The organism is Parvibaculum sp. (assembly GCF_002684405.1).
Lineage (GTDB): Bacteria > Pseudomonadota > Alphaproteobacteria > Parvibaculales > Parvibaculaceae > Parvibaculum.
The window spans coordinates 1-6,173 of sequence record NZ_NYVD01000141.1; the positions used below are offsets into that span (position 1 = coordinate 1).

Annotated in this window: 5 protein-coding genes and 1 pseudogene; 3 read left to right on the top strand and 3 right to left on the bottom strand. The window is 62.0% G+C overall.

All coding sequences use genetic code 11. The features are described 5' to 3' along the window. Together CMI59_RS13150 and CMI59_RS13155 are read right to left on the bottom strand one after the other, a co-directional pair. Window positions 1–593: HipA N-terminal domain-containing protein (locus CMI59_RS13150; RefSeq protein WP_293328697.1), on the bottom strand; the 593-nt coding region annotated here is incomplete at its 3' end. After that, entirely contained in the window at window positions 590–814 is a 225-nt protein-coding gene (locus CMI59_RS13155) for a helix-turn-helix transcriptional regulator (RefSeq protein WP_167093415.1), read from the bottom strand. The genes CMI59_RS13155 and CMI59_RS13150, both read right to left, overlap by 4 nt. A gap of 160 nt (window positions 815–974) precedes the next feature. On the opposite strand from CMI59_RS13155, the gene CMI59_RS13160 reads away from it, so the two are divergent. From CMI59_RS13160 to CMI59_RS16920, 3 genes are all read left to right on the top strand, one after another. Beyond that, complete coding sequence (locus tag CMI59_RS13160) at window positions 975–1,139, top strand: hypothetical protein (protein WP_167093417.1); 165 nt, start codon at window positions 975–977, stop codon at window positions 1,137–1,139. 939 nt (window positions 1,140–2,078) lie between these two features. Then, window positions 2,079–3,950 carry a hypothetical protein gene (locus CMI59_RS13165; protein ID WP_293328698.1) on the top strand — a complete coding sequence of 624 codons (1,872 nt, stop codon included), beginning with the start codon at window positions 2,079–2,081 and terminating at the stop codon, window positions 3,948–3,950. 218 nt (window positions 3,951–4,168) lie between these two features. Then, window positions 4,169–4,492, top strand: coding sequence for a DUF736 family protein (locus CMI59_RS16920; RefSeq protein ID WP_363102514.1), 324 nt, complete (start codon window positions 4,169–4,171; stop codon window positions 4,490–4,492). A 789-nt stretch (window positions 4,493–5,281) separates the two neighbouring features. On the opposite strand, the pseudogene CMI59_RS13170 reads toward CMI59_RS16920, so the two are convergent. Next, window positions 5,282–6,173: pseudogene (locus CMI59_RS13170) on the bottom strand (IS1595 family transposase); the annotation flags it as partial.

The window sequence follows — 6,173 nt, forward strand, 5'->3', positions numbered from 1 at the left end:
AATCGATGCTCCTGATCGACAAGAGCTTCTTCGCCGCGGCGCGGGATCTTGAGAATATGCGTGGTAGGGACGCCGGACCCGTGGCGCGGGATCGCAAAGGTCCCGTCGGGCAGCATCGTAAGCGCGATCTTGCCCTGGACGCCGGCCAGCGGCGACGGGTCGCGTGTGTCGGCCGGCAGACGCCGGTCGTCGCGAAGGGAGCGCATGATCCCGGCGAGATCGTCCTCGCTCAATGCGTCGTAGTCTTTATCCAGGTGCCCGGGCTTCTTTCCCGGCCCTTCGCCGGCAGGCACACATGAAATCGCGCCGGGGCAGTCGCGGCCGAGGTGATAAAGCAGGCCCGCAATGTCTGACCGGTCGATGTTGTGCTTTGCCATCACTGCGTCGAGGGAGGCGTTCTCCTGCAGCAGATTGTCGAAGAAGGCGCGCGCCGCGCTGTCCTTGAAGCTTTCGCGTTCAAGCGGCAGGGCGAGTGAGATCGGACGTCCGGCGTCCGCGGTGTAGCGGAACGACAGGGCGCCCTGCTCGTCACCGGTCAGCTGTCCGGCCGGGCGGTCCTCGCCTTCGAGGAAGACATCGATTTCGTGCGTCATGATCTCGGTTCCATGCGCAGTTCGAGCCCGAGCTCGCTGGCGGCGCCCAATGCCATCTCGATGGACACCCCGCGTTCTCCGTTTTCGAGGGCAGAGACAAGGCGCCGCGTCGTGCCCATCGCCGTTGCGAGCTCAGCCTGGGTCAATTTCGCCGCTTTCCGCTGGCGGCGGATTTCAGCCCCGAACCCCTTGGCTGTCGAAATCGAAGCGAGAAAATCCATGATCAAGCCTTCAGTGTGAGACAAATATATCCCATATACAGGATGTTTGTAAGAATCCAAGAGAAATGAGACGAATATGGCGCAGAGGAAGAGTTGTCGCCTCATGATGACGGTATGAGACGAATATGGCGCATTTATTATCTTCTTTGGGGCCCTGATCATGATCGTCATCACCGGTGCGATGACGATCAACCTGGTGGTCATGTGCAAGCTCGGCGTGCCGGGTCGGTCCGGTAGCCTGTGTCATTATGGAGTTCGCGCTTTTACCGACGCTCCGGGCGACGTTATCCACTCTTTTCAACTTCAAGACGTCACCGGCCGGTGAGCGGGGTCACATGCCCGCCGCTCTTGAGCGGAAATGTCTGTCATCGGGTCGATCGTCATGCAGCGGATCGAGTGCCCGAGACCGCAGAGCGCACGATTACCAGCCGAAAAGGGAATCGCCATCGGGTGGGAAGCGATGCAGCTCTCCTTTCTTGCAAAAAGTGGCGTCAGGCTTGTCCTGCACCGGAGCCCTGCTCCTACTGGAAAGGCAAAATGGAGAATGATGATGAATTCGGGATCAGAGGCGGATCGTCGCCGCGGAGACAACGGGGCTGGCAGCCAGGCCGGCGTTCGCGCGGGCCGCGAGAATTCAAGGAAGGCCGCGCATGTCAGTGCTGGGGATCGAGCCGGTTCCAGATCTGGAGGCACTCCTGTCGGGCCGTCGGTTTCGAATAAAACCGGGGCCAAGCCGACCGCCAAACAGCCTGGTCAGAAACAGCCCAGCCAGAAACAGCCGAGACAGGAAAGGCCCAGCCAGGAACGGGCCAGAAAGAGAGCACCCGTTTCGAAAGGGCCAGATGCGAAACAACCGCGCCTGATGTGGAAAATCCGGATATGGCGGTTTGCGAAGCAGGCTTTTACGAAATGGACGGATCTGTACGCCGCCATTGCGCAGCGTATCCTCGACAAACCGGCCGGGCAGCAACGGGCTGTGAAGCATGCAGGCACTTCCAAACCGCACCGGATGAAAGATGCGACCAAGGCGAAACCGCGTATCGATGAAAAGAAGCGGACGAGTGAGGTAGTGACAAATTCGACTGCGACGAAGGAAAATCAGACCGCCTTGAAATCGGCGACGGTGCATTCAACCGCAGAGAAGCCTGCAACGGATACGGAGGTGGCGCAAAAGTCGGCCGCCGTGGCACCTGCCCGAAAGGTTTCGAAGCAGGACGAGCCTTCTGGGGCACATAGGGTGTCCGGTGAGCCGGATGCCGCCCCGGTGAAAGCGCCAGGGGCGGGGGCGACGCCGGACAGCCCGCGCCGCTGGGGCACGCCGGACTACGAACGTCTCGGCGCAGTAAACCGAGATCCGCTGGACCTGCGCCGGGCTGACGGCACCAGGATTTCAAGGTTCGCCAAAGGCGGTCTCTACAATCCGGACGGGACACGGGACAATGCGGATATCCTGGCGCGCGAAGGGATCCAGTTCCAGGGCATGGTGTTCTCGGGCCTCGCGGAGAGAGCCCTGCGTGCCAAGATCAATACCCGCGAAGCCGGCGATCCGATCGATGCGCCCGGGCTACCGAGCGAGAACGAGCTGCTCGATCGCGCCCTCGCGCATCATGCCAAGCTCGCCGTCGACGCCGCGATGGCCAAGATCGAGGCCAGGAAGGCAGAGGAAGAAGAAGCCCGCGAATACGCCTATATCAACCAGCCGCCCAAACCGGCCCCTACCCAAACGTCCGGGACCGGAATGAAGGAGCCCGGAGGAAAGACTGGAGCCGGTGAGCCGGACCGGCAGATGCCGAGCTCGGGCGCCGACGCCGAGCCGATCCTGCGGATCGAGGGAGAGGACGCCTACATCGCCGCGCTGGACGAGCTCACCTTTATCGGGCCGGTCCGCAGCCATCTGTCCCCACCGCTGTGCCGCCGGACGCAGACCCTGATCGAAGCGGCGCGCGCGCAGATCAAGCTGCGCGAGGCCGCCTATGTCCCCGAAGAAGCCGAGATGGAGCCCTGGGACAATTACGACCCGGACCCGGACGCCCACACGCTGCGCCGGTGCCGCGACCTCATTCACCGCTACCGCCGTCTCACCGGGATCACGCCGGACGATCAGGACGACATCGATCTCGATGCGGTCGAATTCGTACACTGGGTCCTTGTTGATGCGAAGCAAAAGTGCGCGAGCGTGCAAAAGGACGTCCTCGACGCGCTCTGGAACGGCATGGACCACTACATTCGACACAATCTGAGAGCGGCACGGGTAATGATGAATGCGAGCCGGATCGAATTCTCCGAAAAGGCAGAGCATACCGCCTATATGGGCAGGACGGACCGGGCCGCCGCTGCGGCGGAATGGAGCCCGGAAGGATCCGGCGACTTCGCGCATCCGGACCGGCATCTGCCCTGGGACGATTTCGATTCCATCATGACCGAGCTCGAACGGCGCTCCTCTGTCGGCGCCGCGCGGACCCGGCTCTGGCTGCAGGCCTCGTTCGCGGTGGGATTGCGGCCGATCGAATGGCTCTATACCGATATCCACAGTTTCGAGATGGAAGGCCGCAAACGCGACTTCCTCGTCGTCATGAACGCCAAGCTCAGCGTATATCCTAGGAGCTCGGTCTCGCGGGCCATCGATATCACCGAGCTCGAGCCGTTCTGGCGCAAGCCCGTGGACGACATGGTCAAGCACGGCCGCACCTGGGACGAGCCGGCGGAGTTCATCAAGGAATACCGTCTCGTGAAAACCACCCTCGTCCGTATCCAGAAGAAGATCTGGGGCGAGGTGCGCTACTCGCTTTATTCCTGCCGGCGCCAGTTCATCGCGAACCAGAAAACCCTGCTGAACCCGGTCGAACTCGCCGCCGTTGCCGGCCATTGCGATACGACGTCCCAGGCCAGCGGCTATCCCGGCGCCCAATACGCATGGGCCGCCCGCCGGATCGGCGTGGTGTACCCGAACCCGGACGAAGTGTTCCACCTGCGCTCCCATGAAATCGCCAAGGGAGATCGCGGCCGCGTGCGTCTCGGCAAGCCCCGCCTGCCGGGCAATTTCGAAATGAAGCAGATCCAGCCGTTCCTGGATGCAATCGAACGCGAAACCCCGCGCCCCGAGACGAGCCCGCTCAAAGGGATCGCACTCGGATAGGCCGGGTGGCGCGGGAAGCGGTTCAACTCACTTGAATCGAGTTCAATCTATTTGAACCAGGGTCAACTCACTTGATCCCGGTTCAAATCATTTAACCCGCACTGGATTTGCGCCGCCCGCCGCGGCCGGGGTTCCCGGGCGAGTGCGCCGGAAACGGATGACGCAACCAGCGCATCGGCACCGCCCTTTGCATCCCCCGCATCACCAACACAGGAGACCTGAACCGTGCAGATCAGACACTTCATCCTCGCCAAGGATGGCGGCCGGACCGGCTCCATCCGGACGCTCACCATCGACGCCAGGTCCGGCTAGTCCCCAACGACGATCGCAATGGCGACAACGCCCCGGCTTTCCGCGCGCTCGTCGGAAACGCCCGCATTGGTGACGCCTGGGATGCGCGGACGGCAGGCGATAACCCGAGATATTATCTCCGTGTCCGCCTCGACGCCCCGAGCCTGACCGCGCCACTCAGACTGTCCTTGTTCCCGTGCGACGAGGGCCGCAAGGCGCGGTTGGTGTGGAACAGAGGGAAGGAACGGTAGCACATGCGCGCCGCTTGGGTGAGCAGGATCGTTTGGCCTGCCTATGTTGACGAAACCGCCGTCTGATCCATCCGGAATCGAGATAAGAAGGGTCTGCGAGAGGTGAAATCGAGGAAGCTTTCCATGGCGAGGACAACGGAAACCGGTGCTGGTAGCTACGATGAAAACTTAACGTCTTCCCCCACCTGAAGGAGGGGGATTTTTACATCAGGCCGCGGTTTGCGCGATCTGACGAGATTCTCGGTTCGTCGGGCCCGCAACCGGCACCCTCCCAGAAGGCCGCGTTCCGGCCTGAAGGATGTTCCGCGCCGCTTGGTTATCGCGACGAGGTCTTGTGGCATAGAGATGGACACCGGTTGCTCAAATGCAAATTGCCGGTAGGCGCTTTCCTCCCCGCCCTGAACGACGGGGCTTCTCGCGCTTAACCCGGTGAAACGGATTGAGGTCATTCAGACCGGTCTTAGTGAATTCTGGAAAGACGCCGAGGGCTGGGCTCCGTCAAATGTCGCTGCGCTGCTGGACAAGTCCCGCCTGGACTGGCTCCCATCTCTTGCCACGGCCCTCAATCATTGGTCCAAAGATGGAGACTTGTCGCCAGGAGAATTGATCCTGGCCTGGGCAAATCTCGGTAGCCTGCTGGAAGGGACACTGAAGCTGTTCCTTGCGGTCTATCTCGTTGACTACGAGAACGATGCGGAACTGCTAAAGGCATTGAACATCATATACAGGAAAGGGTCTAAGAAGGGCGATCCGAAGTCGCCTGATGAACTGACCTTGCCTATCCGGTTGTTACCCACACCCACTAAATGTGGGGTGGGCCCATTCCCCGGGAGTAAAGCCCGTCGAAGGTTGGCGCGGCCGCGCCTCCCGCTATTCCGAGCAGCGAGCGGAACGCGTTGAACGGATAGAAGCGCCGGTTGAATCGAAACGTGAATTCGTTGAGGTAGGCTTGTAGATGCTTGGCGCGGACCCCGTGATGGCCGCCGTTGATCCAGGTCTTCAAATTGGCGAAGACCAAGTGAATGATCGGCAGGAATTCCTCTGCGATCTCGGGGTCTCCGCATTCGGCAATCGCGTGGTGGTCGAACCCGCGCTTGCGGAGGCCGGCATAGCCGCTCCAGTCGTCGGTGACGATCAGCGATCCGGGAGCGACGGCGTTTTCGACGAATCCGCAGAGCGAATTGGCGCTACGATCGGGGACGACGGCGAGACGAACGCGTCCCGCGTAGCGACCGTCTTTCCGATCGTCGAGCTTGGTTCCCGGCTTCCGGCGACGCACCTCCACGGCGCAAGCGACGAGAGCCTTGTGGTGGACGCCCCGGCCTTCGCCTCGGGTCCGTCCTCCGACCCAGGTTTCATCCACTTCGACATGCTCTTGCGGCTTGCCGCCGATCTTGTCGCGCTCGGGGCGCACCATCCCGGCGCGGAGCTTGTGAAGGATGCCGAAGGCCGTCTCGTAGCGCGATAGGCCGAGCTGCCGCTGAAATTGGACGGCCGACATCCCGGGCGTTTGGCTGGCGATCAAGTAAGCCGCCCAGAACCAGGTCGACAACGGCGTGTGGCTGCGCTCCATGACGGTCCCGGCCATCAGGCTTACGTCTTTGCGACAGGCGCGGCAGCGCAGAACGCCTGGGCGCGCCTCGAAACGGAACGGCTCGCCAACGACGCCGCACCTTGGGCA

Bases quoted from the DNA above. Each gene is read 5' to 3' on its own strand.
- CMI59_RS13155 (WP_167093415.1), bottom strand. From the start codon at position 814: ATGGATTTTCTCGCTTCGATTTCGACAGCCAAGGGGTTCGGGGCTGAA.
- CMI59_RS13160 (WP_167093417.1), top strand. From the start codon at position 975: ATGATCGTCATCACCGGTGCGATGACGATCAACCTGGTGGTCATGTGC.